Origin of the sequence: Streptomyces venezuelae (genome assembly GCF_008642335.1) — a bacterium.
Classification (GTDB): Bacteria; Actinomycetota; Actinomycetes; order Streptomycetales; family Streptomycetaceae; genus Streptomyces; species Streptomyces venezuelae_F.
Genome location: NZ_CP029191.1, coordinates 1,034,123 through 1,059,072, shown reverse-complemented (window position 1 = coordinate 1,059,072; position 24,950 = coordinate 1,034,123). Strand labels below are relative to the sequence as shown.

The following is a 24,950-nucleotide window of genomic DNA, read 5'->3' as shown; positions in this document are numbered from 1 at the left end:
GCGGGATTACTCAACTGGAGGCGTAAGTGCAAGCGGAGCCGGGGCCGATGGCCGGTTCTTTTCCGGCGGACGGTCCGTCACGGCGGACCCTGAGGGACGAGACGCTGCTCGTCCTGGCCCTCTCGCTCGGCGCGAGCGGGGTGTCCGCGCTGATCAGCTTTGTGGGGTCGGTCACCAAACCGGGGGGTCTCAAGGATCAGGCGGCCACGCTGAACGCGTCGGCCGCGCCGGGTCGGCCGTGGCTTGATCTCGCGTGGCAACTGTTCGGCATCACGACCGCGTTGGTGCCGGTGGCGCTCGTGGCGCACTTCCTGCTGCGCGAGCGGGCGGGGCTCGGGACGATCGGTTTCGACCGGACGCGGCCCTGGCCGGACGTGGGGCGCGGCGCCGCGATCGCGGCAGTGATCGGCAGCACCGGGATCGCCTTCTATCTGGCGGCCCGCGGGCTCGGCTTCAATCTCACCGTGGTGCCCGAGGCGCTGCCCGACGTGTGGTGGAAGTACCCGGTCCTCGTGCTGTCCGCGGTGCAGAACGCGGTGCTCGAGGAAGTCATCGTCGTCGGATATCTGCTGCGCAGGCTCGGGCAGTTGGGGTGGACGCCGATGGCGGCGCTGGTGGGGAGCTCGGTGCTGCGGGGCTCGTACCACCTCTACCAGGGCATCGGCGGGTTCGTCGGGAACCTCGCGATGGGCGTGGTGTTCGTCCTGCTCTACCGCAGGTGGGGGCGGGTCGGCCCGCTGGTCGTCGCCCACTCCCTGCTCGACATCGGCGCGTTCGTCGGGTACGCGCTGCTCGCGGGGAAGGTGGGGTGGCTGCCCACGCCTGCGTAGCGCGGTGGTGGGCAGCTCACCCGTTGCCGGTCTTCGGCTTCGGCTGCGGGTCAGGCGAACAGTTCGCCTTCGATGACCGTGACCGCGCGGCCGGTCAGGAGGGTGCGGTCGCCCCGCAGCCGGGTGCGGACCAGTCCGGTGCGGGCCGAGGCCTGCAGACCGGTCAGCTCGGTGCGGCCGAGGCGTTCGGACCAGAAGGGGGCGAGGGCGGTGTGGGCGCTGCCAGTCACCGGGTCCTCGTCGATGCCGACGCGCGGGAAGAAGCAGCGGGACACGAAGTCGTAGCCGCGGGCGGGGTCCTCGGCCCTGGCCGTGGCGATGATGCCGCGCTCGGAGTGGCGGACGAGGGCCTTGTGGTCGGGCGTGAGCGACCTGACCGTCTTCTCGTCGGCGAGCTCGACCAGCAGGTCACCGGTGTGCGGGCCCGTGTCGTACGCGAGGAGGGGCTCGGCGCCCAGGGCCTTCGCGATGCCGTCGGGCAGCTCGGCCGCGGTGAGCGGGGCGGTCGGAAAGTCGAGGGTGAGGGTCCCGTCCTCGTGCGCGGTGGCGGTGAGGACGCCGCTGCGGGTGGTGAAGCGGACGGTCCCCGAGGCGGCGCCCGTGGTGTGCAGGACGTGCGCCGTGGCCAAAGTGGCATGGCCGCAGAGGTCGACCTCGGTGGCGGGGGTGAACCAGCGCAGCGCCCAGTCCGCGTCCCCGCCCGGGGGCAGCGGGTGGGCGAAGGCGGTCTCGGCGTGGTTGACCTCCTTGGCCACGTTCTGCAGCCAGGTGTCGTCGGGGAAGGCGTCGAGGAGCAGGACTCCGGCCGGGTTGCCGGCGAAGGGACGGTCCGTGAAGGCGTCGACGACGCGGATGCGGTGGGAAGTCGGCATGTGCTTCACGGTAGAGGGCTGCGGAGCGCGCCGGGTAAGGCCAATTCGGGATGGCTGGACTGGTCGGGGAGGGTGATTGGCCCCCGTGGGTGATGGGCCCCCATGGGTGATGGGCCCTCATGGCGGAGCGGGCGGGGTGGGCGGGGCGGGCGGCGCGTGCTGCGAGGCTCGCTCGCGGCACGCGCCTGCCTCAGCGGCGGTGGATCAGGTGGTGATGGTCGCCACGGGTTCGACGCCGTAGTTGCGTGCGTAGCCGTTCTCCGTGCCGACGAGGAGGTCGACCACCTCGAAGTAACGGTCCCAGAACGGGGTTTCGCGGAGCGCGTCGATCAGGAGCTGGTAGGCGCCGTGACTGTCCGCCTCCCAGACCCAGACGTCGGTGACGCGCGCGGAGTAGAACTCCGTGTCGTAGAAGCGGGACCGGACCCCGGACGTCTTCTCCTTGACCAAAGGGGCGATCTCGGTGTTGAAGGCCTCGATCCGCTGTTCGACGGTCATGGCCAGCCATTCGGGGTTGGTCTTGACGAGCATGAACGCCGTGACCGGCGTCTCGGTTGTGGCGACGGACATGGGGTGCCTTTCCTGCGGGCGGGTTCCGATGGATCGGGCTGGAGTCAGGCGCGTACGGCGGGCTTGAGCACCTGGGCGCACCACTCCTCGAAGGTGGTGCTCGCGGGGTAGGCGTACGCGTCGGTGCGCGAGGCGCCCGCGTCCAGCCCTTCGTCCTTGGCCCGCTTCATGTCCACGACGCCCCGGGCGAACTCCTTGTCGAGGCCGTAGCCGACGAGGTCGGCCAGCAGGTCGTCGTAAGCCTGACGTTCGTAGCGGACGGGCCGGCCGAGCTGCTGCGACATGATGCGGGCGAGGTCGTTGGGGGACAGGTCCCGAGGGCCGAGGACGGGGACGCTGCCGACGCCGGTCCACGAGCGGTCCAGGAGCAGGGACGCGGCCGCGGCGGCGATGTCGGCGACGGCCACCAGGGGTGCCTTGCGGTCCGGGTCGAGACAGTCGACGAAGACGCCGTCCCGGATCGAGTCGGCCTCCTCCAGGAAGTTCTCGAAGAACGACGGGTTGGCGAGGGCTCGGTAGGCGACACCGGAGGACGCGATGAGGTCGTCCATGGCGAGGGAGGCGGTCACGAGTCCCGCGCGGTCGGCGACCGGGGTGCCGCGGCCGAGCGCGGAGACGCCCACGACGTGCCCGACGCCGTGCGTGGCCAGCGCCTTCGCGGCGGGACGGGTGAAACCGCTGAAAGTCGCCTCCGGGGTCAGGGAGGAGTCCGGCGGGACGAGCCAGAAGACGGCGTCCGCGCCCGCGAAGGCACGGTCGACGGTCTCGGGGTCGCCGTGCGAGCCGGTGATCACCTCGACACGTTCGCGTACGTCGTCGGGGAGCCGTGCCGGATCGCGCACGACCACGCGGAGGTCTTCCGGGGGCGGGGTCGAGGTCGGGGTGGAGTCGGAGTCGAGGAGCCGGGTGAGCAGAGCGCTGCCTATGTTCCCGGTGGGTGCGGTGATGACGATCATGAGGGCTTCCTGGGTCAGTTCCTGATCGGGACAGCCTCATCCTGCGAACGCACCAGGCATTGCCACAATGGGCACTTCAGCAAGCAATTATTGCCTGAGGTGGAATTATGCAGGTCAGCGGCGCAAGTTCAGTTCTCGACGCCAATCTCGCCATCGCGTTGGACGCCCTCCTGACGGAGGAGAGCGTCACGAAAGCCGCCGCGCGGCTGCACACGTCACCGGCCGCCATGAGCCGTACGCTCGGCCGCCTCCGGCGCATCCTCCGTGACCCGCTCCTGGTCCGCGCGGGGCAGGTCATGGTCCCCACGCCCCGCGCCATCGCCCTGCGCGAGGAGGCCGCCGGAGTCGTGCGGCGCCTCACGGCGCTGCTCACCCCCGAGACTCCCGTCGACCCGGCCACCTTGAGCAGCACGTTCACCGTCCAGGCCGCCGACCTGATCGGGGCCGCGCTGGCGCCCGCCCTGCTGCGGCTGTCGCGTCAGGAGGCGCCGGGGGTCTCCCTGCGGATGCGGGCCGAGGAACTGGAGGCGGGTCCGGCGCTCCGTGACGGCCGCGTCGACCTGGAGATCGGATCCATTGATCATGTCGACCCCGAGACGCGGGTGGAGGAACTGGTGACGCTGCGGATGGCGGCTGCCGTCCGCCCCGGCCATCCCCTCACCCGCAAGCCGCTGACCCCGGCCCGGCTCGCCGCGGCCGAACACGTGGTGGTCAGCCGCCGTGGCCGGTTCTCGGGAGCGATGGACGCGGCCCTGGCCGAACACGGTCTGCGGCGGCGCGTGATCGCGGTCCTGCCCAGCCACTTGGCCGCGATGACCTTCGCGGCCGTCAGCGACGTCGTCTGCCTCGTCCCCGCGGCGCCTGTCGGTGAGCCTCCGTCCCCCATCACCGAGCCCGCGTCCGTCCTGGGGCTGCACGTGCTCGATATCCCGCTGCCCCTGCCGCCGCTGACCATCGGCATGGCCTGGCATCCGCGCCACACGGCTGACGGTGCGCATCAGTGGTTGCGGGGAGCGGTGCGGCAGATATTCCGCTGACGCGGATCGGAGGGCAGGGTTGCCAGACGAACTGTTCCGATATATCGTTGAAGCATCGCGATAGATTCGCGACTGATACGAACGATCAACGACAGGAGTGATCACCATGCGTTCCCATGGTTTTGAACACGAGCACGGTCATGGACACGGTCACGGGCAAGGGCGTCGCGGTGCGTTCGGTCCGTTCGGCCCCGGCTTCGGCGGGCCCGGTGGCCCCTGGGGCGGCCGCGGCGGGCGCGGTGGCGGTCCGCGCGGAAGGGCGAGGCGTGGCGACGTACGCGCGTCGATCCTGGCCCTCCTGAAGGACCGGCCCATGCACGGCTACGAAATGATCCAGGAGATCGCCGAGCGCAGCGGCGGGGCGTGGAAGCCCAGCCCGGGTTCGGTCTACCCGACCCTCCAGCTGCTGGAGGACGAGGGCCTGATCAGCAGCGCGAGCGAAGGCGGCAAGAAGCTCTTCTCGCTCACCGACGCAGGGCGCGAGGCGGCCGAGGAAGGCCCCGAAGCGCCCTGGGAAGAGGCCGGGCGCGGGGTCGACTGGGACACGCTGAACGAGATCCGGCAGGCCGGCTTCGGCCTGATGGAGGCGTTCGGGCAGGTCTGGAAGACCGGCAGCAAGGAGCAGCGCGAGAAGGCGCTGACCGTCATCAACGACGCCCGCAAGAAGCTGTACCTGATCCTCGCCGATGAGGACTGACGCGGTCGGGGCCGACGGCCCCCACCACGGATGAGGCGCCCCGCACGCATCGTGTGGGGCGCCTCTTTGCGCTGGAGGTGTGGTGTTCCGCGTATGCGTTGTGCTCCGGGTACGTGCGTGTGGTGTCGTACGTGCGTGTGGTGTCCTGCGTGGCGGACGTCAGGTCACCAGGCCGTTCAGCTTGCGCAGCGACTCGTTGAGGGCGGCGGTCGCCGAGTCCTTCAGCTTGCCCGCCATCAGGGAGACCGCGGCCCCGGTGAACTCGCCCTCGATGCGGACCACTGTCGCCGACCCGTCGGGGGAGAGGGAGTAGCGCGTGCCGACGTTGACGCCCATCGGGCCCTTGCCCGCGATGGCCAGGGTGCGGGCGGTCTCCAGTTCGCCGATGGTCCAGTCGACCTCGGCGGGGAAGCCCATCAGCTTCATGTTCTCCACGAAGGTGCCGCCCACTTCCAGCGTCGTGGGCCCGCCCTGGGGGAAGCTCGTGTGCGTGGCGTTCCACTCGCCGTAGGAGGAGAAGTCGGTGAGCTGCGCCCAGACCTTCTCGGCGGGCGCCTCGATCCGTGCCTCCGCGCTGACTTCGGCCATGCGGCCACCCCTTCCCGTCGGGCGCTGCGACGGCCGCAGCTACGGTGTCGCGGAACGTAGCCGCAGGCCCCTCAACATTCAATGCTGATGAACCGTCAGATTTGGCGGCGGGCGGAGCTGTGGCCGTGGCCTCGTATGTTCTGGCCCGCCGGGGGTGCGGTACTGTTCCCTCTGCCCTGTGACGGACACAGGCGGCGCGCTCTGGAGGTGAGACCCATTACCGCAGTAGCAGGTCGGGTGCTCCCCTCTCGCGACCGCACGGTTCATCCGGCGTTCCGGCGTAGGTGACCGAGGGAGCCCCATCGGGTTCCCGAAAGGTATTCCTCACATGTCGGTCTCTGCTTTCCCCACGTCACACCGCTCCTCCGTCATCAGCACCCTGCGTGCCGCCGGCTGCGTCTTCGCCGAGGACGAGGCGGATCTGATCCTCTCCACCGCGCGCACCCCCGCCGAAATGACCGCCATGGTCGAGCGTCGCGCGGCCGGTCTGCCGCTCGAACACGTCCTGGGGTGGGCCGAGTTCCGGGGGCTGCGGATATCCGTGGACCCGGGAGTGTTCGTTCCGCGCCGCCGCACCGAATTCCTCGTCGGCCGGGCCGCCGGACTCGCCGGACGCGCGGCCGTCGTCGTCGACCTGTGCTGCGGGTCGGGGGCGCTCGGTGCCGCACTCGCCGCGGCTCTCGACCAAGTCGAGCTGTACGCGGCCGACATCGACCCCGCGGCGGTCCGCTGCGCCCGCCGCAACGTCGCCGACGCCGGAGGCGAGGTCTACGAAGGGGACCTCTACGACCCGCTGCCCGACACCCTCCGGGGCCGCGTCGACATCCTCCTCGCGAACGTCCCGTACGTCCCCTCCGAAGAGGTCGGTCTGCTGCCCGCCGAAGCCCGCGTCCATGAGGCGCGCGTGGCGCTCGACGGCGGCGCGGACGGACTCGACGTGCTGCGCCGGGTGACGGCGGAGGCGCCCGCGTGGCTGGCGCCCGGGGGTCACCTTCTGTTCGAGACGAGCGAGGGCCAGGTGGCCGCGGCCGTCGACGCCGTCGAGCGGGCCGGCCTGGTCGCGCGCGTGGTGAGCGACGAGGAGAGGTACGCGACGGTGGTCGTCGGGACGATGCTCATCGGGACGGTGGCCGACAGTGCAGTCTCTGGCCTGACCGACAGTGCAGACTCTGGCCTGACCGACAGTGCAGGCTCTGAACCTGACCTGCCCTGACCTAGCCGACCCGTCGTATGACCGCCGCGTCGAACAGGTCCGACGCCCTCGGGAACGCGCTCTCGTCGTGGCAGTGCCAGGCGTCCCAGAACAGGTCGGCGGGCAGCGCGTCGTCGGGTGCGTACACGCGGTAGACGTACTGCCTGCCGTCGACCGCAGGCAGGGCGACCATCCAGCACCTGCTCTCCATGCTTGTGGGACGAGCGGGGCGGCGCGATGGTTGCGCGCCGGGGGCGGGGCGCCCGGCGCGCGCTAGGTGGTGCGGGCAAGGCGGCGCGCGAGCGTCCGCGCGGATCGTTGGATCTCATCCGTAAGGAGGACAACCCATGCCCGCTTGCCCACCCTGTGTGGGACGCGAAGATGCTTCCCGCCGCCGATGCATATGCCCCTGGGGGTTGATGTGGTGGGAGATGTGCATAGCCGTACCCCGTCGGGCGCCGATCCCGGCCCGACCCGAGAAGAACTCGACTCCGGACTCACCGCGGAGCTGGCGTCCGTGGTGGCCGGTGCGCGTCGTCGCGCCGTCCGCGACGGGGACCGGCAGATCGACACCGCGCACCTGCTGCACTCCCTCCTGGAGACCGACCCCGAGGTGCGTGCCGTCTTCGAGAGCGGTGCGCAGGCCGTACGGGTCCTCGGCTACCTCGTGCAGCGCAGCATCGGCTACGGACTCCAGTGGCAGGGCACCGTCGAGGACTCCGGTGCCGTCCCCGTGGTGACGCCCGTGCGCGAGACCGGGTGGTCCCCGTCGGCCACCACCGCGATGGACGTGGCCCTGGAACGCGCCGAGCGGCGCGGCGAACCCCGCGCCCTCGGCATGGACCTGCTCGCGGGGCTCGTGGCCGACCCGGAGTGCCGGGCCGTCGAAGTCCTCGCGCGAGCGCGTGTCGACGTACCGGCGCTGCTGTCCCGCATAGAGGCGGGGTGCAGGCAGAGCGCGCAGTAGTGGCCCAGCCTCTGGGTGGTGGTGTCCGCCGATTGAGACAGGGGTCTAGTGGCGTGACGCTCATGACGGCGGCTGTCATGATGTGCCGGTGCAAGCGTCTGAGGGGATACAGGGAGTACCGGTAAAGCCGGGCAGAGGCGTGGGTCTTGGGCTCGCCCTGCTGTCGGCGGTCGCCTTCGGCGGCTCCGGAGTCGCGGCGAAACCGCTGATCGAGGCGGGGCTCGACCCCCTGCACGTGGTGTGGCTGCGGGTGGCGGGCGCCGCCCTGGTGATGCTGCCCGTGGCGTGGCGCCACCGCGGACTGCTCCGGAGCAGGCCCGCGCTGCTCGCCGGCTTCGGCCTCCTCGCCGTCGCGGGCGTCCAGGCCTGCTACTTCGCGGCGCTCTCCCGCATCCCCGTCGGCGTCGCCCTGCTGATCGAGTACCTCGCGCCCGCGCTCGTCCTCGGCTGGGTGCGCTTCGTGCAGCGGCGCCCGGTCACGCGGGCCGCCGCGCTCGGCGTCGTCCTCGCCGTCGGCGGCCTCGCCTGCGTCGTCGAGGTGTGGGCGGGGCTGAGCTTCGACGCCGTCGGACTCCTGCTCGCGCTCGGTGCCGCCTGCTGCCAGGTCGGCTACTTCGTCCTCTCCGACCAGGGCAGCGACGCGGGCGCCGACGCGCCCGACCCGCTCGGCGTCATCGCGTACGGGCTGCTCGTCGGCACCCTCGTGCTCACCGTCGTCGCGCGACCGTGGGGCATGGACTGGTCGGTGCTCGCCGGCAAGGCGGACCTCGACGGCTCCGCGGTACCCGCCTGGGTCCTCCTCGCCTGGATCGTGCTCATCGCGACGGTCGTCGCCTACGTCACCGGGGTGCTGTCCGTGCGTCGCCTCTCGCCACCGGTGGCCGGCGTGGTGGCCTGCCTCGAAGCGGTCATCGCGACCGCCCTGGCCTGGGTCGTCCTGGGCGAGCACCTCTCGGCGCCGCAGGTCGTCGGCGGTGCGGTCGTGCTGGTGGGCGCGTTCATCGCCCAGTCATCGGCGCCGGCCGACCCCGCCGCGCCGGGCGCCGTCCCAGCACGCGAAACGGAGTTGTCGCGCAGCGGAAGCCGGTCCTAGGGTGCCCGTCATGCACGCACGCGCACTCGTTCTTCCGCCTCCCGCCGCTTAAGCGCGGGGCGCCCACGGATCTCGCCCGGCCCGGTGGCCGGGCGGAACGGTGCTGCCCGCAGACGGAGCCAGTCATCCCTCTCTGCTGCGGAGAAAACACGTGTCGAACTCTTTGCGCACGTCCGACGTGCCTATGCCCATGCCCACGCCCATGCCCGCTGGACCGGACCCGGTCGGGTCCGACAGCGCCGGTGGCCTCGGTGTCGGGCGCGGGCTCTTCTATCTGATCGTCGCCGGAATCGCCTGGGGCACCGCTGGTGCCGCCGCCGCGCTGGTCTTCCGGGCCAGTGACATGGGGCCCGTCAGCCTCTCCTTCTGGCGGTGCGCGGGCGGCTTCGTGCTGTTGCTCGCGGCGCGTCTGATCCGGCCGCGCGCGGCGGCGACCCGTGGGGCGACGGCTCGTGTCGCGGCCGCCGAGCCGGTCCGCCGCCGGGTGCGCCGGATCCTCGCGACCGGTGTGGCCCTCGCGGTCTTCCAGACCGCCTACTTCGCCTCGGTCGAGGCGACGGGACTCGCGGTCGGCACCGTCGTCACCATGGGCTCGGGCCCCGTCCTCATCGCACTCGGCGCACGCCTTGCCCTCGGCGAGCGCCTCGGACGCGGCGGCGTCATCGCCGTGGTGGGCGCCCTTACAGGGCTCGTCGTTCTCGTTCTTGGGGATGAGGGCGGCGGGGCGGCGACCGTGCGGCCGGCCGGTGTGGTCTGGGGGCTCGTCTCGGCGGCCGCGTACGCCGCCATGACGCTGTTGACGCGCTGGTGGGGGCGGAGCGGTACGGCGGACTCGTCGGACACCACCGTCTGGGCGTTCGCCGTCGTGTCGCTCTGCCTCCTGCCGCTCGCCGCGGTGGAGGGGCTCGTCCCGCACACCGGCGACCCCGCGCGCGTGGCGATGTACTTGCTGTACATCGCCGCCGTGCCGACGGCGGTCGCGTACGCCCTCTATTTCGCGGGGGCCGCGGTCGTACGGTCTGCCACCGTCTCCGTGATCATGCTCTTGGAGCCGGTGGGCGCCGCTGTCATCGCGGTCGCCCTGCTCGGCGAGGACCTGACGGCGGCGACGGTGACGGGCACGGCCCTGATGCTGGCCGCGGTCACGGCCCTCGCGGCCGCGGAGACGCGGGGGGCGGTGGCGGCGCGACGGAGCGCGTAGGGGCGTGGTGGGCCTTGCGGGCGGGGGAGAGGTGCGGGGTGCGGGTGACGGGTGACGGGTGACGCGGTGCCGTAGCCCGGAAGGGCGGGGCCGAACCAGGAGGGGCGGGGCCGAACCAGGAGGGGCGGGGCCGAACCAGGAGGGGTGGGGCCGAACCAGGAGGGGCGGGTGGCGGACTCAGCCCACAGCTGAGCCCGCCACAGCCCCGCCGCCCGCCATAGCCCAGCTGCCTGCCGGGTACCCGGGGCGGACGTCGCCCCGGAGCGGGGAGGGCTCGGCCGGGTCAGACGTTCCGGCGTCGCACCTGGTGCGCGCGGGCCGCCGCGTTCCCCGGCCCCTGCCTCTCGGCGAGGCCCGCGGCGATGCGGTCCTGCACCTCAGCCGGCTTGTGGCTCACGTACTTGAACTTCGCCTGTACGTTGTGCACTTCGAGGTGGAGACGGTTCAGGAGATGTCGGCCTTCTCCTCGGGGCCGTTGACGACGCGGGCGGCGGCCCAGGGGTGGATCAGGATCAGAGCTCGACCAGGTAATCGGGCACCTTGATGTCGGGTGCCAGGTCCTCCGAGGGGATGAGGGGGTCGTGTCCCTTGCGGAGCGGGACGACCCCCGCCCAGTGGGGGAGATCCATGTCCTCGGGCTCGTCGTTGGGGCCGCCGGTGCGGGCCTTCGCCGACACCTCGTTCAGGTCGAGGCTGAGTACCGCGGTCGCCGCCAGCTCCTTCGTGTTGGCCGGACGGGAGTCGGCCGACCGCCCCGGCACCACGTGGTCGACCAGCGCGTCCAGCGCGAGCCGCTTCTCCTCGGGGTCCGTGACCTGGTGGGCGGTGCCGTGGATCACCACGGAGCGGTAGTTGATGGAGTGGTGGAAGGCCGAGCGGGCCAGGACCAGGCCGTCGACGTGCGTGACGGTCAGGCAGACCGCCAGACCCGGGTCCCGCTCCTCGGACGTGCCGCGCGCCATGCGCAGCGGCCGCGAACCGGTCGAACCGTGCACGTACAGGCGCTCGCCCACCCGTCCGTAGAGCGTCGGCAGCACGACGGGGGCGCCGTCGCGCACGAACCCGAGATGGCAGACGTAGGCCTCGTCGAGTATCGCGTGCACCGTCTCGCGATCGTACGAGGCACGGTCCGCGGAACGCGTGGGAATCGTGCGGTCGGTCGGTGCGTAGGCGGCGCTGTCCGGCGAGGTGGTGTCGGTGGTGTCCGGCGTCGTCTGCATGGCTCTCCCTGTGCTGAACCTGTACTGAGTCGCCCGCGGGCGACGAGTTCCGGGCGGCGCTGTCCCGGACTGCCGACTTGCGGGCGTTATTGCACTAGTGCATACTTTGCTTTGTGCTAGGAGAGTATCCGATCAGTGGGCGGCGTGCAGCTGAGATTGCGGCCAGCGTGGAGCGGGCCGTGGGTGACGGCGGCCTCGAACCGGGGCAACTGCTGCCGCCCATGCGGGAGTTGGCGACGCGCCTCGGGGTGAATCCGAACACCGTGGCGGCCGCCTACCGCACGCTGCGCGAACGAGGCGTCATCGAGACGGCGGGGCGGCGCGGCAGCCGAGTCCGTCCCAAGCCCGCCACGACGACGCGCGAACTCATCCGGGTCGACGCGCCGCCCGGCGTACGCGACGTCTCCCTGGGCAATCCGGACCCGAAGCTGCTGCCAGCACTCTCCGGCGCCTTCGTCGCGGCCGCGGCGCAGGGCGACGCGCAACCCGTCCTCTACGGAGAGAGCGCGGTGGACCCGGAGCTCGAGCGGTACGCACGAGCGGCGTTCGAGGCCGACGGCGTCCCGCTCGCCCCGCTCGCCGTCACCTCCGGATCGCTCGACGCCATCGAACGCGTGCTGGCCGTCCACCTCAAGCCCGGCGACGGGGTCGCCGTGGAGGACCCGGGCTGGGGGAGCCTGCTCGATCTCGTCTCCGCTCTGGGCCTGCGCGCGATCCCGGTGGGCGTGGACGACGAGGGCCCGCTGCCCGCCGACATGGAACGGGCGCTGGCCGCCGGCGCGCGCGCCGCTGTCGTGACGGACCGCGCGCAGAACCCCACGGGGGCCGCTGTCACCGCTCCACGCGCGCGTGCCCTGCGCGCGGTGTTCGCCGCGCACGAGGACGTGCTCCTCATCGAGGACGACCACGGCCACGGCATCGTCGATCTGCCGCTGCACCCGCTGGCGGGATCGACCCGTGCCTGGGCCCTCACTCGCTCGACCGCCAAGGCGTACGGTCCCGACCTGCGGCTCGCCGTGGTCACCGGCGACCCCGTCACCATCGACCGGCTGCGCGGACGCCAGCGGCTCGGCCCCGGCTGGGTCAGCCGGCTGCTGCAGCGCGCCGTCGCGCTGCTGTGGGCCGAGGACGCGGTCGACCCCCGGGTGGTGGCGGCGTCCTATGGACGGCGGCGCGAGGCGCTGATCGCGGCGCTCGCCGAGCGGGGCGTCGCCGCGTACGGCCGCAGCGGCATGAACGCGTGGGTGCCGGTGCCGGACGAGACGGGGGCGGTCGCGCGGCTGCTGCACGCGGGGTGGGCGGTGGCGCCGGGGGCGAGGTTCCGGCTGAACGCGCCGCCCGCGGTGCGGATCACCGTGGCGGCGCTGGAGGACGAGGAGATCGTCGCGGTGGCGGACGCCGTCGCCTCCGCCACAGGGCCCGCTCCCGCGCGGCGTTACGACTGACGGGCCGTACGCCCTGACGGGTGTCCTTGAGACTTACGGGACGTACGACTGACGCGCCGGGGCTGCGTCAGCGCCGCTCCCGCCAGGACGATCACCGCGCCGACCGGCGTCGACCAGCTCAGGGACTCGCCGAGGACCGCGACGCCCGCGCCGGTCGCGATGACCGGGATGAAGTACGTGACCATCTGGGCGGTGGTCGGGCCCACCTCGGCGACCAGCGCGTACTGCAGTTGGAAGGCGAGCCCGGTGCCGAGGGCGCCCAGCGCCACGATCGCCAGCAGCGGCACCACGGGGAAGTGCGACGGAAACGTGGTGAACAGCGGCGTCACCACGGCCAGCTCGACGGTCGCGACGAGCAACTGCGCACCCGAGAGTGACAGGTTGGAGTGCCCCGACCCGGCCAGCGTGCGACGTACGTAGATCCAGCCGATCGGATAGCTCAGCGAGGCGAGCAGCGCCATCGCCGTGCCGCCGAGGTCGAGCCCGCTGAAGCCCTGCCAGGCGCCGAGCACGGTCAGTACGCCGAAGAACCCGATGCCCAGACCCGCGACGCGGCGTCGCGACGGGCGGTCCTCGGAGAGCGCGACGAGGGACAGCGCCATGCCCCACAGGGGCGACGTCGCGTTGCAGATCCCGGCGAGCGTCGAGGGGATCGACAGTTCCGCGTACGCGAAGAGCGAGAACGGCAGGGCGTTGAGCAGCAGCGCCGACACCGTCAGGTGCAGCCAGATCCGCGGGGAGCGCGGCAGCCGCTCCCGCTTCACCACGAGCACGGCGGCGACGACGAGGGTGCCGAACACCAGCCGTCCGAGCGTGACCTGGAACGGCGCGTACCCCTCCGTGCCCACCTTGATCAGGAGGAAGCTGAAGCCCCAGATCAGCGAGAGCACGCCGAAGCGGACGCGCCAGTCGAGGACGGATGACGGCGTGGATGTCGGCGGCTCTGTCGCTGATCGCGGTGGCGCGGGCGCGGTGGTCATGTGTCTCACGATGAACTCGGGTATCTCGTAGCACAAGCGAGATTTTGTGCGCGGTATCGCGTAGCATTGCTTACATGTTGAACCTGGAGCGCCTGCGTACGCTCGACGCCCTCGCCCGGCACGGATCCGTCAGCGGCGCGGCCGCCGGCCTGCACGTGACGACCTCCGCCGTCTCGCAGCAGATGACGAAGCTGGAGCGCGAGGTGGGCCAGCAGCTGCTCGCCAAGAACGGCAGAGGTGTGCGGTTGACCGACGCGGGGCGGCTGCTCGCGCAGCACGCGGCGCGGATCCTTTCGCAGGTCGAGCTCGCCCAGGCCGACCTGGAGGAACAGCGCGGCAAGGCGGTGGGCGAGCTGCGGATCGCCGCGTTCCCCACGGCCATGCGCGGCCTCATGCCCGCCACGCTGTCCGCGCTGCGCGTCGACCACCCCGGGCTGCGGGTGGGCTGCCAGGAGCTGGAGCCGACGCCGGCCGTCGCGGCCGTCGTGCGCGGCGACCTCGACATGGCGGTCGTCCTCGACTGGTACAACAAGCCCCTGCCGATACCGGAAGGCCTGGTCAAGGCCCCCCTCCTCGACGACCCCGCCGACGTTGCCCTGCCTGCCGCGCACCCCCTCGCCGACCGCGCCGAAGTGGACCTGGAGGAGTTCGCGGACGACGAGTGGATCACCTGGGCGGAGGGCGAGTTCTGCCACGAATGGCTGATGTTCACGCTGCGCGGCAAGGGCATCGAGCCCCGCATCGCGCACCGCGCGGAGGAGCATCACACCCAGCTCGCCCTGGTCGCCGCCGGCCTCGGCGTGTGTGTGGCGCCGCAACTGGGCCGCGATCCGATGCCGGCGGGCGTGCGGACGGTTCCGGTGCGGCACCGGGTACGGCGGCACGTGTACGTGGTGTGGCGGGCGGACGCGGACCGCCGCCCGTCGATCAGGGCGGCGGCGGAGGCGCTGAGGGGGGCGGGGGCCGGGCTGCGGTAGTTCCGGACCGGTGGGGCTCGGAGCGCTGTGGTGTCGGGCCCTGTACGGAGGAAGGGGGTCAGCTGGACCGGCGGTCGCCCTTGTCGTCGCACGGCAGTTCGGCGGCCTTGTGGTGGGCGAGGAAGTCGCGGGTGGCCTGGCGCTGCACCTCGGTCATGGCGGTGGGTTCGACGTCGATGATGCCGCCGAAGGGGCGGTCGACGTCCCGGATGATGCACAAGGTGGAGGTCAGAAGGGCGGTGATGACGGTCAGGGTGATGATCTGCCCGCGGTTGTTGCGGCGGGGCAGACAGACCCCCAAGGCCGCCACGGTGATGACCAGGGTGGCGAGCAGGAACCAGAGGATGACGCCGGGGATGCTCGCGGTGGCCTGGGTCAGACGTTCCTCGCGCTCGTCGGAGCGCTTGTGGTCGGCGGAGACCAGCATGCCGAAGACCGGCTTGCCCTCGACCTCGCGGAAGACGCGGCGCAGATCCGTCGACCAGACGCTGGGCGCCGACGAGCCCTTGCCGTCGGCCATGGCGGACCACTCCCGCTCGCGTACGGCGCGGGCGTAGCAGACGGCGTCCGCCTGGATCTTGCCGCGCTGCGCGTCGGGCGCGTACTCGGCGGATTCCACGAGCTGGTCGACGGCCCGTGCCTCGCCGCGTGACGCGACTTCTGCCTTGCCGTAGGAGCCGTTGGCGGTCACCAGGACGAAGGCGAGCAGCAGCACGGTCAGGGTCAGCAGCGGGCCGACCAGATCTTTGACGGCCATGCCGGTGTCGTCGTCCTCGCTCATGAGGCGGGGCCGCAGGTAGCGGTTGGCGGCGAGGCCCGCGAGCAGGGCCAGGACGGCTACGACGATGATCAGGACCACGAACGGCCACCTCCGGGCGGGGGGTCGGTCGCGCCCCGAAGGCCGGGGCGCCGAGGTCCTGTCCTTCCAGCCGGCACACGCCGTCTACCTGAAAAAACGTATCTTCACCTTCGAACGAGCGGTCCGCGTTGGGCCGGTGAGCCCCCCCGGGGGGGGCCTGTCGGTGATTCCGGCAGGGCTACGACGACCGGCCGAGGCCGGCCAGCTTCCGGAAGTCCCAGGACGCGATGGCGTCCGGCGTCAGGCGCAGCCATGCGTGACGGCCGTCGTGCGGCATCTCGTCGAGCCCGAAGACCTTCTGCGCGAACAGGCGCTCCGGGGCGTCGAGTTCCGGGCAGGGGTCGCCCGTGCGGGGGATCTCGCCCACGAATTCCACCGTGCCGGACAGCTCCACGCCGCGCAGCTCGCCGTACTCCTCGCCGGTGTCGACGACCACGGCGATCCGCGGGTCCTTGCGCAGGTGGGCCCAGCGTTTGCTGCGGGTGGTCGAGTACAGCCAGAGCGATGTGCCGTCCCACGCGAACCAGAGCGTGCCGGCGTGCGGCGCGCCGTCGGGTGACACGGTCGCCACCCGGCAGGTGCGCTCCGCGGCGAGGAACGCGTCGAGCTCCTCCGGCGTCATCATGATCCGGCGACCCCGGCGCTGCGTGACGGCCATGTGCCCTCCCGTTCCGACCGACCTGACTGAGTGTCAGGAACGTTGTCGGAAAAGCATGGACGCTCTTCCTTGGTGGCGCAATGGCCGTTAGCCTCTCGCCGGCCGGTGTCCGGGACGTCCGCGACGAGAGGAAGCCATGCCGTCGTACGAGAAGTACGAAAAGCTCAGGGAGATCCTCGACCCCGCCACCACCGCCCTGCTGACCGTCGAGTGCCAGCAGGGCGTCGTCGGCACCGAGAGCGCCCTGCCCGAACTCGCCGCCGAGGCGAGGTCGTCCGGGGCCCTCGCCAACGTCGCCCGGCTGGTGGCCGCGGCGCACCAGTACGGCGTCCAGGTGCTGCACGCCGTGGCCGAGCGGCGGCCCGACGGGCGCGGGGCCAGCCACAACGCCCGGTTGTTCCGGGCCGCCGAGCGTCTGCCCGTGCAGCAGCTCTCGGGCACCGCGGCCGTACGGATCGCGCCGCCGATCGAGGTGGCCGACGAGGACTTCGTCGTACGCCGCCTGCACGGCCTGTCACCCGTCGCGGGCACCGACGTCGACCCGCTCCTCCGCAACCTCGGCTGCCGCACCCTGCTGGTCACCGGGGTCTCCTCCAACGTCGCGATCCCGAACGCCGTGTTCGACGCGGTGAACCTCGGCTACACCGCCGTCGTGCCCGCCGACGCCATCGCGGGCGTCCCCGCCGACTACACGCCGGCCATGATCCGCAACACCCTCGCACTGGTCGCCACCATCACGGCCACACAGGACGTGCTGGCCGCCTGGAAGCTGCCCGGCCCGGCGGTCAGGCCTGCTTGATCGAGCCTCCCGTCACGGTGATCGATACGGCGGGCAGCGGCTTCGGCGCGGGCCCGCCCCGCACGCTACCGTCGGCGATGTCGAACTTGCTGCCGTGGCAGGGACAGTTCACGGTGCCGTTCTCGACGCTCGTCACCGGGCACCCCTTGTGGGTGCAGAGGCTGGAGAACGCCTTGAACTCGCCCTTCGTGGGCTGGGTGACCACCACCTCCGCGTCCTTGAAGATCTTGCCGCCGCCCACGGGGATGTCGGACGTCCTGGCGAGCACGCCGCCTCCGTCACCCTCGGCGGTGCCGTCGCCGCCGCTCTCGCCGCCCCCGCAGGCGGTGAGGGCGGCGGCAAGGCCCGCGGCGCCGATCGTCGCCACGACCGTGCGGCGGCTGGGTCCGGACGGCGTCTCTTCGTAAGTCGTCATGTCCAGTGGTACGGGGCGGCGGGACACTCCGTTCAACTCTGTAATCTGGGCCAATGCTCAGCCACGTCACCGCGGTCCGTTACGTCACACCCTTGCGGGAAGGCGGATCACTGCCCGGGCTCGTCGAGACCGACGACCACGGGACGTACGGAACGTACGTCCTCAAGTTCACCGGCGCGGGACAGGGCCGCAAGACGCTCGTCGCCGAGGTGATCTGCGGTGAGCTGGCCCGCAGGCTCGGCCTGCGCGTGCCGCGGCTCACGGGCATCGTGCTCGACCCGGTCCTCGGCCTCGGCGAGCCCGACGAACGGGTGCAGGCGCTGCTCAAGGCCAGCGGCGGCCTCAACCTCGGCATGGAGTTCCTGTCCGGCGCCCTCGGCTTCGACCCCCTCGCCCACACGGTGGACCCGGCCGAGGCGGGCCGCGTCATCTGGTTCGACGCGCTGATCAACAACGTGGACCGCTCCTGGCGCAATCCGAACCTGCTCGTATGGCACCGCGACCTGTGGCTGATCGACCACGGGGCGAGCATGATCTGGCACCACAACTGGCGCACCGCCGACACCGCGGCCGCCAAGCCCTACGACGCGTCGGACCACGTCCTCGCCCCCTACGGGCCCGACATCGCGGCGGCCGCCGCCGAGCTCGCCCCCCTCGTCACCGAGGAGCTGCTGACCGAGGTCGCGGCCGAGGTGCCCGAGGAGTGGCTGACGGACGAGCCGGGCTTCGACGGCCCGGACGACGTGCGCCGCGCCTATGTGGCGGCCCTCCTGCCACGCGCAAAGACCATCCACGAGCGGATCACCCTGCCGGGTGCCGGACCGAAGGGCGTCACCCCGTGACCGAGCAGACCGCGCCCCGACGGGACGTCTTCGAGTACGCGCTCGTGCGCGTCGTGCCGCGCGTGGAGCGCGGCGAGCAGTTCAACGCGGGCGTCGTGCTGTACTGCCGCGCCAAGTCCTACGTCGCCGCCCGCACGCACCTGGACGAGGCGAAGCTCCTCGCCCTCGACCCGGCGGCGGACACGGCCGGGATCCGGGCGGCGCTGGGCGCCGTCGAGCGGATCTGCGAGGGCGGGGAAGCGGCCGGCCAGGCCGAGCGCGACGACGCGGGGCGGCGCTTCCGCTGGCTGATCGCGCCGCGCTCCACGGTGCTGCAGCCCGGCCCCGTGCACACCGGTCTCACGGCGGACCCCGAGGCCGAGGTGGACCGGCTCCTCGACCTGTTGGTGAAGTGACCTGCCGGTGCGGTAAAGAGTCACACCTCTCCTGTGGGCCGTTGACACCCGGTGCCAGGGCTTCTAGCGTCTCGTCCAGCCGAAGGTACTAAGCGGTCGCTCACCACTGGGGCGTACCGTTGGCCTCCGCAGAGCTCCATCCCGTAGAGCCGCATCCCAAGGGCGAGGAGAACCAGCATGTCCACCACAGAGCAGCGTGTCGCTGTCGTGACCGGCGCGGCGCGAGGCATCGGCGCGGCGACCGCCGTACGGCTCGCCGCCGAGGGCCGCGCCGTGGCCGTCATCGACCTCGACGAGGCCGCCTGCAAGGACACCGTCGCGCAGATCACCGCGGCCGGTGGCAAGGCGATCGCGGTCGGCTGCGACGTGTCCGACGAGGCCCAGGTCGAGGCCGCCGTGGCCCGTATCGCCGAGGAGCTCGGCGCGCCGACGATCCTCGTCAACAACGCCGGTGTGCTCCGCGACAACCTCCTCTTCAAGATGAGCGCGAGCGACTGGGACACGGTCATGAACGTGCACCTGCGCGGCGCCTTCCTGATGTCGAAGGCCTGCCAGAAGCACATGGTGGACGCCAAGTTCGGCCGCATCGTCAACCTCTCCTCGTCCTCGGCGCTCGGCAACCGCGGCCAGGTCAACTACGCCGCCGCCAAGGCCGGCCTGCAGGGCTTCACCAAGACCCTCGCCAAGGAGCTCGGCAAGTTCGGCGTCACCGCCAACTCCGTCGCCCCGGGCTTCATCGTCACCGAGATGACCAAGGCCACCGCGGAGCGCGTCGGCATGGGCTTCGAGGACTTCCAGGCCGCGGCCGCCACCCAGATCCCGGTCCAGCGCGTCGGCCGCCCCGACGACATCGCCAACGCCATCGCCTTCTTCACGGGCGACGCGGCAGGGTTCGTCTCCGGCCAGGTCATGTACGTGGCCGGCGGCCCGCTCAACTGACCTGAAAGGCGGAGGCAGAGATCATGGCTGTGCAGGACAGCGGAAAGGCCGCGCTCGTCACGGGAGCGAGCCGCGGCATCGGATACGGCATCGCCGAGGCGCTCGTCGCCCGCGGCGACCGGGTCTGCATCACGGGACGCAACGAGGACGCCCTCAAGGAGGCCGTCGAGAAGCTCGGCGCCGACCGCGTCATCGGAGTCGCCGGCAAGGCGCACGACGAGGCCCACCAGGCCGTCGCCGTCGAGCGCGCGATGGAGGCCTTCGGCCGCGTCGACTTCCTCGTCAACAACGCCGGTACGAACCCGGTCTTCGGCCCGATGGCCGACCTCGACCTCAACGTGGCCCGCAAGGTGTTCGAGACCAACGTCATCTCGGCGCTCGGCTTCGCCCAGCGGACCTGGAAGGCCTGGCAGAGCGAGCACGGCGGGGCGATCGTGAACATCGCGTCCATCGCCGGCGTCTCCGCGTCCCCGTTCATCGGCGCGTACGGCATGAGCAAGGCCGCCATGGTCAACCTCACCCTGCAGCTCGCGCACGAGTTCGCCCCGAAGGTGCGCGTGAACTCGATCGCGCCCGCGGTCGTCAAGACGAAGTTCGCCCAGGCGCTGTACGAGGGCCGCGAGGCGGAGGCCGCGGCCTCCTACCCGCTCGGCCGCCTCGGCGTGCCGGAGGACATCGGGGGCGCGGCCGCGTTCCTCACGTCCGCCCAGTCCGACTGGATCACGGGCCAGACACTCGTGGTCGATGGCGGCATCTTCCTCAATGCGGGCGTCGGCTGACGAAGGCCGCACACCCGGCGGAGAAGCCCTTTCGGTGACGTTTCCGCGCATCAAGTGCCCTGTCGGCGCCAGGACTTGGCCCGGCAGGGCACTGCGATATTGTCTCCCGACCCCATGGCATGGCCGATCGAGGAGCGTGCGCGTGTTCAGTGAAGTTCCCCCTGCTAAGCGGATCAGGGGTCTGCGTCCGGTGGCGGCGATCGCGTCCATGTCGCTGCTGGCCGGCTGCGGGATGCTGTCGTCCGAAGGGTCGGACGACGAGGAGACGATCACCGTCGGCACGATGAGCGCGCCCAGCACCCTGGACCCGGCGAAGGCCTGGGACAGCTCCTGGGAGCTCTACAGAAACGTTTTTCAAACGCTGCTCAGCTTCCCCTCGGGGGCCACCGAGCCGGAGCCGGACGCCGCCGAGTCCTGCAAGTTCAGCGACGCCTCCAGCACGGTCTACACCTGCGAGCTGCGCGAGGGCCTGAAGTTCTCCGACGGCGACACACTGGACGCGGCCGCCGTGAAGTATTCCTTCGACCGCATACGGACCATCAACGCCAAGGGCGGCCCCACCGGACTGCTCGGCTCGCTCGACAAGGTCGAGACCAAGGGCGACCTGACGGTCGTCTTCCACCTGAAGAAGGCCGACGCGACCTTCCCCTTCGTGCTCGCGACCCCCGCCATGTCGATCGTCGACCCCAAGGAGTACCCGGCGGACAAGCTCCGCGAGGGCGACGAGCTGACCGGCTCGGGCCCGTACACCCTGGACGCGTACACGCCGAACGACAAGGCCGATCTGGTCAAGAACGACCACTACGAAGGTGCGGCCGACGTCAAGAACGACGCCGTGACCATCCGCTACTTCAAGAAGTCGTCGGCCATGGTCGACGCCCTCAAGAACAAGCAGATCGACGTGACCTTCCGAGGCCTGGCCTCCGAGGACATCGTCGCCATGCAGGGCCGGGGCAGGCGCGAGCAGGACATCGAGCTCGTCGAGGGCTCGGGCACCGAGATCCGCTACCTGGTCTTCAACACCAAGGACCCGTGGGCGCGGAAACTGCCGGTCAGGCGGGCCGTCGCACAGCTCGTCGACCGCGGCGCCATCGCCCACAAGATCTACAAGGACACCGTCGAGCCGCTGTACTCGATGGTTCCGAGGGGGCTCACGGGCCACGCCACCGGGTTCTTCGACAAGTACGGCAACCCCAGCGTCGCCAAGGCCAGGAAGATCCTCACCGACGCCGGCATCAACCAGCCGGTGCCGCTCACCCTCTGGTACACCACCGACCGCTACGGCTCGGCGACCGAGCCGGAGTTCGCCGAGCTCAAGCGCCAGCTGGAGGGCTCCGGACTGTTCGAGATCACCCTCAAGAGCCGCCCCTGGACCGAGTTCCAGGAGGGCTACAGCAACGGTGAGTACCCCGTCTTCGGCCGCGGCTGGTTCCCCGACTTCCCGGACGCGGACAACTTCATCGCGCCGTTCGTCGGCCCGAAGAACGTGCTCAATACGCCCTACCCGTCCAAGGAGATCACGGACGAGGTGCTGCCGCGCGAGCGCAGGGAGGCGGACCGGGGTGCCGTGATCGACCAGTTCGAGCGGGCCCAGGAGATCCTCGTCGACGACGTCAGGCTCCTGCCGCTCTGGCAGGGCAAGCAGTACATCATGTCCAGCGAGGAGATCGCGGGCGGCGAGCGGGCCCTCGACCCGTCGGCGATCATGATGATGTGGGAGCTGCAGCGCAAGACCAGCTGGTGAGCCGCCGGCAAATGGGGGGACGCGGGCCGGTTGTCAGTGGGCGCCGGTAGGTTCTGTGGTGAGAAATGACCGCACACCGGAGGTTGTTGACGTGACCGACATCGCCATGCTGCCCGCGTCCTGGCGCGGAGTCCTCGGCGAGGAGCTCCAGAAGCCCTACTTCAAGGAGCTCACCGAGTTCGTCGAGGAGGAGCGGGCGAAGGGCCCCGTCTATCCTCCGCGCGAGGAGGTCTTCGCCGCCCTCGACGCGACGCCGTACGACCAGGTGAAGGTCCTCGTCCTCGGCCAGGACCCCTACCACGGCGAGGGCCAGGGCCACGGCCTCTGCTTCTCCGTGCGGCCCGGCGTGAAGACGCCGCCCTCGCTGCGGAACATCTACAAGGAGATGAAGGAGGAGCTCGGCCTCCCCGTGCCCGACAACGGCTATCTGATGCCGTGGGCCCAGCAGGGCGTCCTCCTGCTGAACGCGGTCCTCACCGTCCGTTCCGGAGAGGCCAACTCCCACAAGGGCAAGGGCTGGGAGAAGTTCACGGACGCGGTGATCCGGGCCGTGGCCGACCGCCCCGACCCGGCCGTCTTCGTCCTGTGGGGCAACTACGCGAAGAAGAAGCTGCCGCTCATCGACGAGGAGCGGCACATCGTCGTGCAGGGCGCCCACCCCTCGCCGCTGTCCGCGAAGAAGTTCTTCGGCTCGCGCCCGTTCACGCAGATAAACGAAGCGGTCGCGGCGCAGGGGCACGAGCCGATCGACTGGCGGATCCCCGACATCGGCTGACGTCAGCCGGGCAGGGCGTAGGCGAGGGTGTACGGGGTGGTGGACTGCCCGCCCCGCGCGGTGAACGCACCGGTACCGGTGAGCCCCGCCAGCTCACCGGTCGCCGAGCCGGGCAGCACCGAGAAGGAGCATTCGATGACGCCGTCCGCCCCGAAGGAACCGCGCTGCTCCACGACGAACGAGCCCTTGCGGCCGTCGAGCGTGCCCTCGATGTACTCGTATCCGACGAAGGCGCCGACCGTGTCGTTCGTGTACGCGATGGTGTACTCGCAGGAGGTGCCCGCCGCCTCGACGGCACCGGCGTAGTCGTTGGTGACGGCGGCGTGGGCGATGCGGGCACCGCCGTCGGCGCCCGCGACGGGCTTCTCGTCCCAGTGGGCGAAGGTGAAGGTGCCGCTGGTCTGGTGGGTCATGGGGTCCTCTCGGCGACGGGCCCCGGTCGGGCCGCTCTGACGAGGATGTTGTCAGGGGTACCTGACACCCTCTGTCAGGTATCGGGGCAGACTTGGCCGCATGCGCGCCGACCGGCTCCTGGCCCTCCTCCTGCTGCTCCAGAACCGCGGACGCATGTCCGCACCCGAGCTCGCCGAGGAGCTGGAGGTCTCGGTCAGGACCGTGTACCGGGACGCGGAGGCGCTCGCCGCCTCCGGAGTGCCGGTCTACGCCGAGCGCGGCCCCACGGGCGGCTTCCGGCTCCTCGACGGCTACCGCACCCGGCTGACGGGGCTCACCGAGGGCGAGGCCGACTCCCTCGCCCTCGCCGGCATGCCGACGGCCGCCGCCGACCTGGGCCTCGGCGCGGAACTGGCCACCGCGCAGCTCAAGTTGGCCGCCGCGCTGCCCGCGGCACTCGGTGAGCGGTCGCGGCGCGTCCAGGAGCGCTTCCACCTCGACGCGGCCGCCTGGTTCCGCACCGCGGACCCGGCGCCGCTGCTCGACGTGGTCGCCGACGCCGTCTGGCGCCAGTGCGTCCTGCGGGCGCACTACCGCCGCTGGGGCGGCGAAGTCCACCGCGACCTGCATCCGTTGGGTCTGGTCCTCAAGGCGGGCAACTGGTACCTGGCGGCGTCCGTCGACGGCGCCGTGCGGACGTACCGGGTGTCGCGGTTCCTTGCGGCGACCGTGACCGACGAGCCCGGCGACCGCCCCGACGGCTTCGATCTCGCGGCGTACTGGGCGGAGGCCTCGCGCGGCCTGGAGACGCGGGTGCTGCCGGGCACGGCGCGGCTCAGGGTGTCCCCGGCGGGGCGCCGGCTGCTGCCCGCGATGTTCGGGGCGGCGGGGGTGCGGGCCGCGGACGGGGCGGGCGCGCCGGACGCGGACGGCTGGACGGAGGTGGACCTCGAGGTGGAGGAGCTGCCGGTGGCGGTGGGCGACATCCTGCGGCTCGGCCTGGAGGCGGAGGTGCTCGGGCCGCCCGAGCTCCGCGCCGAGGTGGCCGGGACCGTCACCGGGCTGGCCCAGCGGTATGGGTGAGCGCCCCGCCCGCGATCGTGCCTGACCGTGATTGTCAGTGGTGGCGGCTAGCGTCGTGAGAGATGGGGGCGACGGCCGTACAACCACGGAGGACCCGGTGACGGAGCAGCAGGAGCAGACGGCGGAGGACGCGATGATGACGCGGATCGGGCAGGCGGTCATGCTGCATCACGGCGGCGACCGCGAGGAGGCCCAGGGCCGTTTCCTCGGTCTGTGGGGAGAGATCGGCGAGGACGGCGACCCGCTGCACCGCTGCACGCTCGCGCACTACATGGCGGACACGCAGGCCGACCCCTCCGACGAACTGGCCTGGGACCTGCGGGCGTTGTCGGCGGCGGACGAGCTCACGGACGAGCGCCTGAACGAACACCACCAGTCGCTCGCGGTGCGCGGCTTCTACCCCTCGCTGCACCTGAACCTCGCCGCGGACTACGTGAAGCTGGGCCGCCCGGGAGCGGCCCGCAGCCATCTGCGCCGGGCGCGCGGCGCCGTCGGCGCACTGGAGGACGACGGCTACGGCAGGGGCATCAGGGACGCCATCGCCCGCCTGGAGGGGGAGGTGGGGGAGGGGAGCGAGGAGGAGTGAGCCCGGCGAGGAAGCCGGTCAGGACGTGCGGGGGAACGGGGGGGGCGGGCCGTCGCGG

At 71.5% G+C, this 24,950-nt stretch carries 30 protein-coding genes; 18 read left to right on the top strand and 12 right to left on the bottom strand.

Annotation, left to right across the window (positions count from 1 at the left end; genetic code table 11):
• The first annotated feature begins 26 nt into the window (after positions 1–26).
• Positions 27–830 carry a CPBP family intramembrane glutamic endopeptidase gene (locus DEJ49_RS04630; RefSeq protein WP_150182644.1) on the top strand — a complete coding sequence of 268 codons (804 nt, stop codon included), beginning with the start codon at positions 27–29 and terminating at the stop codon, positions 828–830.
• Between the two features lie 50 nt (positions 831–880).
• On the opposite strand, the gene DEJ49_RS04625 is transcribed toward DEJ49_RS04630, so the two are convergent.
• The 3 genes from DEJ49_RS04625 to DEJ49_RS04615 form a co-directional block, all read right to left on the bottom strand.
• Positions 881–1,702, bottom strand: coding sequence for a PhzF family phenazine biosynthesis protein (locus DEJ49_RS04625; protein WP_150182642.1), 822 nt, complete (start codon positions 1,700–1,702; stop codon positions 881–883).
• Positions 1,703–1,906: 204 nt separating this feature from the next.
• The gene (locus DEJ49_RS04620; protein WP_150182640.1) at positions 1,907–2,272 is read right to left on the bottom strand and encodes a darcynin family protein; all 366 of its coding nucleotides are present in this window, start codon (positions 2,270–2,272) and stop codon (positions 1,907–1,909) included.
• Positions 2,273–2,316: 44 nt separating this feature from the next.
• Positions 2,317–3,228: an NAD(P)H-binding protein gene (locus tag DEJ49_RS04615; protein ID WP_150182639.1), complete on the bottom strand. Its 912-nt coding sequence runs from the start codon at positions 3,226–3,228 to the stop codon at positions 2,317–2,319.
• 107 nt (positions 3,229–3,335) lie between these two features.
• On the opposite strand from DEJ49_RS04615, the gene DEJ49_RS04610 reads away from it, so the two are divergent.
• Positions 3,336–4,265 carry a LysR family transcriptional regulator gene (locus tag DEJ49_RS04610; RefSeq protein WP_150182637.1) on the top strand — a complete coding sequence of 310 codons (930 nt, stop codon included), beginning with the start codon at positions 3,336–3,338 and terminating at the stop codon, positions 4,263–4,265.
• Positions 4,266–4,371: 106 nt separating this feature from the next.
• Positions 4,372–4,962, top strand: coding sequence for a PadR family transcriptional regulator (locus DEJ49_RS04605; protein WP_150182636.1), 591 nt, complete (start codon positions 4,372–4,374; stop codon positions 4,960–4,962).
• Between the two features lie 159 nt (positions 4,963–5,121).
• Here DEJ49_RS04605 and DEJ49_RS04600 read toward each other — a convergent pair whose 3' ends face one another.
• Positions 5,122–5,550: an SRPBCC family protein gene (locus DEJ49_RS04600; protein WP_150182634.1), complete on the bottom strand. Its 429-nt coding sequence runs from the start codon at positions 5,548–5,550 to the stop codon at positions 5,122–5,124.
• 328 nt (positions 5,551–5,878) lie between these two features.
• Here DEJ49_RS04600 and DEJ49_RS04595 point away from each other — a divergent pair, with 328 nt between their 5' ends.
• Positions 5,879–6,763, top strand: coding sequence for a putative protein N(5)-glutamine methyltransferase (locus tag DEJ49_RS04595; protein ID WP_150182632.1), 885 nt, complete (start codon positions 5,879–5,881; stop codon positions 6,761–6,763).
• Position 6,764: 1 nt separating this feature from the next.
• On the opposite strand, the gene DEJ49_RS35875 is transcribed toward DEJ49_RS04595, so the two are convergent.
• On the bottom strand, positions 6,765–6,953 hold the full coding sequence (locus DEJ49_RS35875) for a hypothetical protein (RefSeq protein ID WP_190329268.1): 189 nt from the start codon (positions 6,951–6,953) through the stop codon (positions 6,765–6,767).
• 222 nt (positions 6,954–7,175) lie between these two features.
• On the opposite strand from DEJ49_RS35875, the gene DEJ49_RS04590 reads away from it, so the two are divergent.
• The 3 genes from DEJ49_RS04590 (at position 7,176) to DEJ49_RS04580 (ending at position 10,003) form a co-directional block, all read left to right on the top strand.
• Positions 7,176–7,709, top strand: coding sequence for a Clp protease N-terminal domain-containing protein (locus DEJ49_RS04590; RefSeq protein ID WP_411757137.1), 534 nt, complete (start codon positions 7,176–7,178; stop codon positions 7,707–7,709).
• An 82-nt stretch (positions 7,710–7,791) separates the two neighbouring features.
• Entirely contained in the window at positions 7,792–8,802 is a 1,011-nt protein-coding gene (locus tag DEJ49_RS04585) for an EamA family transporter (protein WP_411757136.1), read from the top strand.
• Between the two features lie 202 nt (positions 8,803–9,004).
• Positions 9,005–10,003 carry a DMT family transporter gene (locus tag DEJ49_RS04580; protein WP_150182631.1) on the top strand — a complete coding sequence of 333 codons (999 nt, stop codon included), beginning with the start codon at positions 9,005–9,007 and terminating at the stop codon, positions 10,001–10,003.
• A 283-nt stretch (positions 10,004–10,286) separates the two neighbouring features.
• Here DEJ49_RS04580 and DEJ49_RS04575 read toward each other — a convergent pair whose 3' ends face one another.
• Together DEJ49_RS04575 and DEJ49_RS04570 are read right to left on the bottom strand one after the other, a co-directional pair.
• A complete protein-coding gene (locus DEJ49_RS04575) occupies positions 10,287–10,430 on the bottom strand; it encodes a hypothetical protein (RefSeq protein ID WP_190329267.1) in 144 nt (47 codons plus the stop codon).
• A gap of 85 nt (positions 10,431–10,515) precedes the next feature.
• Positions 10,516–11,223, bottom strand: a complete 708-nt coding sequence (locus tag DEJ49_RS04570) for a pyridoxamine 5'-phosphate oxidase family protein (protein WP_150182629.1) — start codon at positions 11,221–11,223, stop codon at positions 10,516–10,518.
• 113 nt (positions 11,224–11,336) lie between these two features.
• Between DEJ49_RS04570 and DEJ49_RS04565 the strand changes: the two genes are divergently transcribed.
• Complete coding sequence (locus tag DEJ49_RS04565) at positions 11,337–12,668, top strand: aminotransferase class I/II-fold pyridoxal phosphate-dependent enzyme (protein ID WP_150182627.1); 1,332 nt, start codon at positions 11,337–11,339, stop codon at positions 12,666–12,668.
• On the opposite strand, the gene DEJ49_RS04560 is transcribed toward DEJ49_RS04565, so the two are convergent.
• Positions 12,659–13,684 carry a DMT family transporter gene (locus DEJ49_RS04560; RefSeq protein WP_150182626.1) on the bottom strand — a complete coding sequence of 342 codons (1,026 nt, stop codon included), beginning with the start codon at positions 13,682–13,684 and terminating at the stop codon, positions 12,659–12,661. The genes DEJ49_RS04565 and DEJ49_RS04560 overlap by 10 nt on opposite strands.
• Before the next feature lie 38 nt (positions 13,685–13,722).
• Here DEJ49_RS04560 and DEJ49_RS04555 point away from each other — a divergent pair, with 38 nt between their 5' ends.
• Entirely contained in the window at positions 13,723–14,625 is a 903-nt protein-coding gene (locus DEJ49_RS04555) for a LysR family transcriptional regulator (RefSeq protein WP_150182624.1), read from the top strand.
• A 58-nt stretch (positions 14,626–14,683) separates the two neighbouring features.
• Here DEJ49_RS04555 and DEJ49_RS04550 read toward each other — a convergent pair whose 3' ends face one another.
• The gene (locus DEJ49_RS04550) at positions 14,684–15,484 is read right to left on the bottom strand and encodes a DUF4239 domain-containing protein (RefSeq protein WP_150182622.1); all 801 of its coding nucleotides are present in this window, start codon (positions 15,482–15,484) and stop codon (positions 14,684–14,686) included.
• Positions 15,485–15,662: 178 nt separating this feature from the next.
• On the bottom strand, positions 15,663–16,142 hold the full coding sequence (locus DEJ49_RS04545; protein ID WP_150182620.1) for a pyridoxamine 5'-phosphate oxidase family protein: 480 nt from the start codon (positions 16,140–16,142) through the stop codon (positions 15,663–15,665).
• Between the two features lie 136 nt (positions 16,143–16,278).
• Here DEJ49_RS04545 and DEJ49_RS04540 point away from each other — a divergent pair, with 136 nt between their 5' ends.
• Positions 16,279–16,941, top strand: coding sequence for a cysteine hydrolase (locus DEJ49_RS04540; protein WP_150182619.1), 663 nt, complete (start codon positions 16,279–16,281; stop codon positions 16,939–16,941).
• Here DEJ49_RS04540 and DEJ49_RS04535 read toward each other — a convergent pair.
• Positions 16,928–17,356: a Rieske (2Fe-2S) protein gene (locus DEJ49_RS04535; protein ID WP_150182617.1), complete on the bottom strand. Its 429-nt coding sequence runs from the start codon at positions 17,354–17,356 to the stop codon at positions 16,928–16,930. The genes DEJ49_RS04540 and DEJ49_RS04535 overlap by 14 nt on opposite strands.
• 53 nt (positions 17,357–17,409) lie before the next feature.
• Here DEJ49_RS04535 and DEJ49_RS04530 point away from each other — a divergent pair, with 53 nt between their 5' ends.
• From DEJ49_RS04530 to DEJ49_RS04505, 6 genes are all read left to right on the top strand, one after another.
• On the top strand, positions 17,410–18,198 hold the full coding sequence (locus DEJ49_RS04530) for a HipA family kinase (protein ID WP_150182616.1): 789 nt from the start codon (positions 17,410–17,412) through the stop codon (positions 18,196–18,198).
• The gene (locus DEJ49_RS04525) at positions 18,195–18,593 is read left to right on the top strand and encodes a DUF3037 domain-containing protein (protein WP_150182614.1); all 399 of its coding nucleotides are present in this window, start codon (positions 18,195–18,197) and stop codon (positions 18,591–18,593) included. Before DEJ49_RS04530 ends, DEJ49_RS04525 begins: the two co-directional genes overlap by 4 nt.
• A gap of 177 nt (positions 18,594–18,770) precedes the next feature.
• The gene (gene fabG, locus DEJ49_RS04520) at positions 18,771–19,532 is read left to right on the top strand and encodes a 3-oxoacyl-ACP reductase FabG (RefSeq protein WP_150182613.1); all 762 of its coding nucleotides are present in this window, start codon (positions 18,771–18,773) and stop codon (positions 19,530–19,532) included.
• A gap of 23 nt (positions 19,533–19,555) precedes the next feature.
• Complete coding sequence (locus DEJ49_RS04515) at positions 19,556–20,311, top strand: SDR family oxidoreductase (RefSeq protein ID WP_150182612.1); 756 nt, start codon at positions 19,556–19,558, stop codon at positions 20,309–20,311.
• A 208-nt stretch (positions 20,312–20,519) separates the two neighbouring features.
• Positions 20,520–22,055, top strand: a complete 1,536-nt coding sequence (locus DEJ49_RS04510; protein WP_223833157.1) for an ABC transporter substrate-binding protein — start codon at positions 20,520–20,522, stop codon at positions 22,053–22,055.
• A gap of 91 nt (positions 22,056–22,146) precedes the next feature.
• Positions 22,147–22,830, top strand: a complete 684-nt coding sequence (locus tag DEJ49_RS04505; RefSeq protein WP_150182610.1) for a uracil-DNA glycosylase — start codon at positions 22,147–22,149, stop codon at positions 22,828–22,830.
• Between the two features lie 2 nt (positions 22,831–22,832).
• On the opposite strand, the gene DEJ49_RS04500 is transcribed toward DEJ49_RS04505, so the two are convergent.
• Positions 22,833–23,243 (bottom strand): DUF3224 domain-containing protein, encoded by a 411-nt coding sequence (locus tag DEJ49_RS04500; protein ID WP_150182608.1) that lies wholly within the window; start codon positions 23,241–23,243, stop codon positions 22,833–22,835.
• A 100-nt stretch (positions 23,244–23,343) separates the two neighbouring features.
• On the opposite strand from DEJ49_RS04500, the gene DEJ49_RS04495 reads away from it, so the two are divergent.
• Positions 23,344–24,306 (top strand): helix-turn-helix transcriptional regulator, encoded by a 963-nt coding sequence (locus DEJ49_RS04495; RefSeq protein WP_150182606.1) that lies wholly within the window; start codon positions 23,344–23,346, stop codon positions 24,304–24,306.
• A gap of 97 nt (positions 24,307–24,403) precedes the next feature.
• The gene (locus DEJ49_RS04490) at positions 24,404–24,892 is read left to right on the top strand and encodes a tetratricopeptide repeat protein (protein WP_150182604.1); all 489 of its coding nucleotides are present in this window, start codon (positions 24,404–24,406) and stop codon (positions 24,890–24,892) included.
• Positions 24,893–24,950 lie beyond the last annotated feature (58 nt).

Bases quoted from the DNA above. Each gene is read 5' to 3' on its own strand.
- DEJ49_RS04625 (WP_150182642.1), bottom strand. From the start codon at position 1,702: ATGCCGACTTCCCACCGCATCCGCGTCGTCGACGCCTTCACGGACCGT.
- DEJ49_RS04620 (WP_150182640.1), bottom strand. From the start codon at position 2,272: ATGTCCGTCGCCACAACCGAGACGCCGGTCACGGCGTTCATGCTCGTC.
- DEJ49_RS04615 (WP_150182639.1), bottom strand. From the start codon at position 3,228: ATGATCGTCATCACCGCACCCACCGGGAACATAGGCAGCGCTCTGCTC.
- DEJ49_RS04610 (WP_150182637.1), top strand. From the start codon at position 3,336: ATGCAGGTCAGCGGCGCAAGTTCAGTTCTCGACGCCAATCTCGCCATC.
- DEJ49_RS04605 (WP_150182636.1), top strand. From the start codon at position 4,372: ATGCGTTCCCATGGTTTTGAACACGAGCACGGTCATGGACACGGTCAC.
- DEJ49_RS04600 (WP_150182634.1), bottom strand. From the start codon at position 5,550: ATGGCCGAAGTCAGCGCGGAGGCACGGATCGAGGCGCCCGCCGAGAAG.
- DEJ49_RS04595 (WP_150182632.1), top strand. From the start codon at position 5,879: ATGTCGGTCTCTGCTTTCCCCACGTCACACCGCTCCTCCGTCATCAGC.
- DEJ49_RS35875 (WP_190329268.1), bottom strand. From the start codon at position 6,953: ATGGAGAGCAGGTGCTGGATGGTCGCCCTGCCTGCGGTCGACGGCAGG.
- DEJ49_RS04580 (WP_150182631.1), top strand. From the start codon at position 9,005: ATGCCCGCTGGACCGGACCCGGTCGGGTCCGACAGCGCCGGTGGCCTC.
- DEJ49_RS04570 (WP_150182629.1), bottom strand. From the start codon at position 11,223: ATGCAGACGACGCCGGACACCACCGACACCACCTCGCCGGACAGCGCC.
- DEJ49_RS04555 (WP_150182624.1), top strand. From the start codon at position 13,723: ATGTTGAACCTGGAGCGCCTGCGTACGCTCGACGCCCTCGCCCGGCAC.
- DEJ49_RS04545 (WP_150182620.1), bottom strand. From the start codon at position 16,142: ATGGCCGTCACGCAGCGCCGGGGTCGCCGGATCATGATGACGCCGGAG.
- DEJ49_RS04540 (WP_150182619.1), top strand. From the start codon at position 16,279: ATGCCGTCGTACGAGAAGTACGAAAAGCTCAGGGAGATCCTCGACCCC.
- DEJ49_RS04535 (WP_150182617.1), bottom strand. From the start codon at position 17,356: ATGACGACTTACGAAGAGACGCCGTCCGGACCCAGCCGCCGCACGGTC.
- DEJ49_RS04530 (WP_150182616.1), top strand. From the start codon at position 17,410: ATGCTCAGCCACGTCACCGCGGTCCGTTACGTCACACCCTTGCGGGAA.
- fabG (WP_150182613.1), top strand. From the start codon at position 18,771: ATGTCCACCACAGAGCAGCGTGTCGCTGTCGTGACCGGCGCGGCGCGA.
- DEJ49_RS04515 (WP_150182612.1), top strand. From the start codon at position 19,556: ATGGCTGTGCAGGACAGCGGAAAGGCCGCGCTCGTCACGGGAGCGAGC.
- DEJ49_RS04510 (WP_223833157.1), top strand. From the start codon at position 20,520: ATGTCGCTGCTGGCCGGCTGCGGGATGCTGTCGTCCGAAGGGTCGGAC.
- DEJ49_RS04500 (WP_150182608.1), bottom strand. From the start codon at position 23,243: ATGACCCACCAGACCAGCGGCACCTTCACCTTCGCCCACTGGGACGAG.
- DEJ49_RS04495 (WP_150182606.1), top strand. From the start codon at position 23,344: ATGCGCGCCGACCGGCTCCTGGCCCTCCTCCTGCTGCTCCAGAACCGC.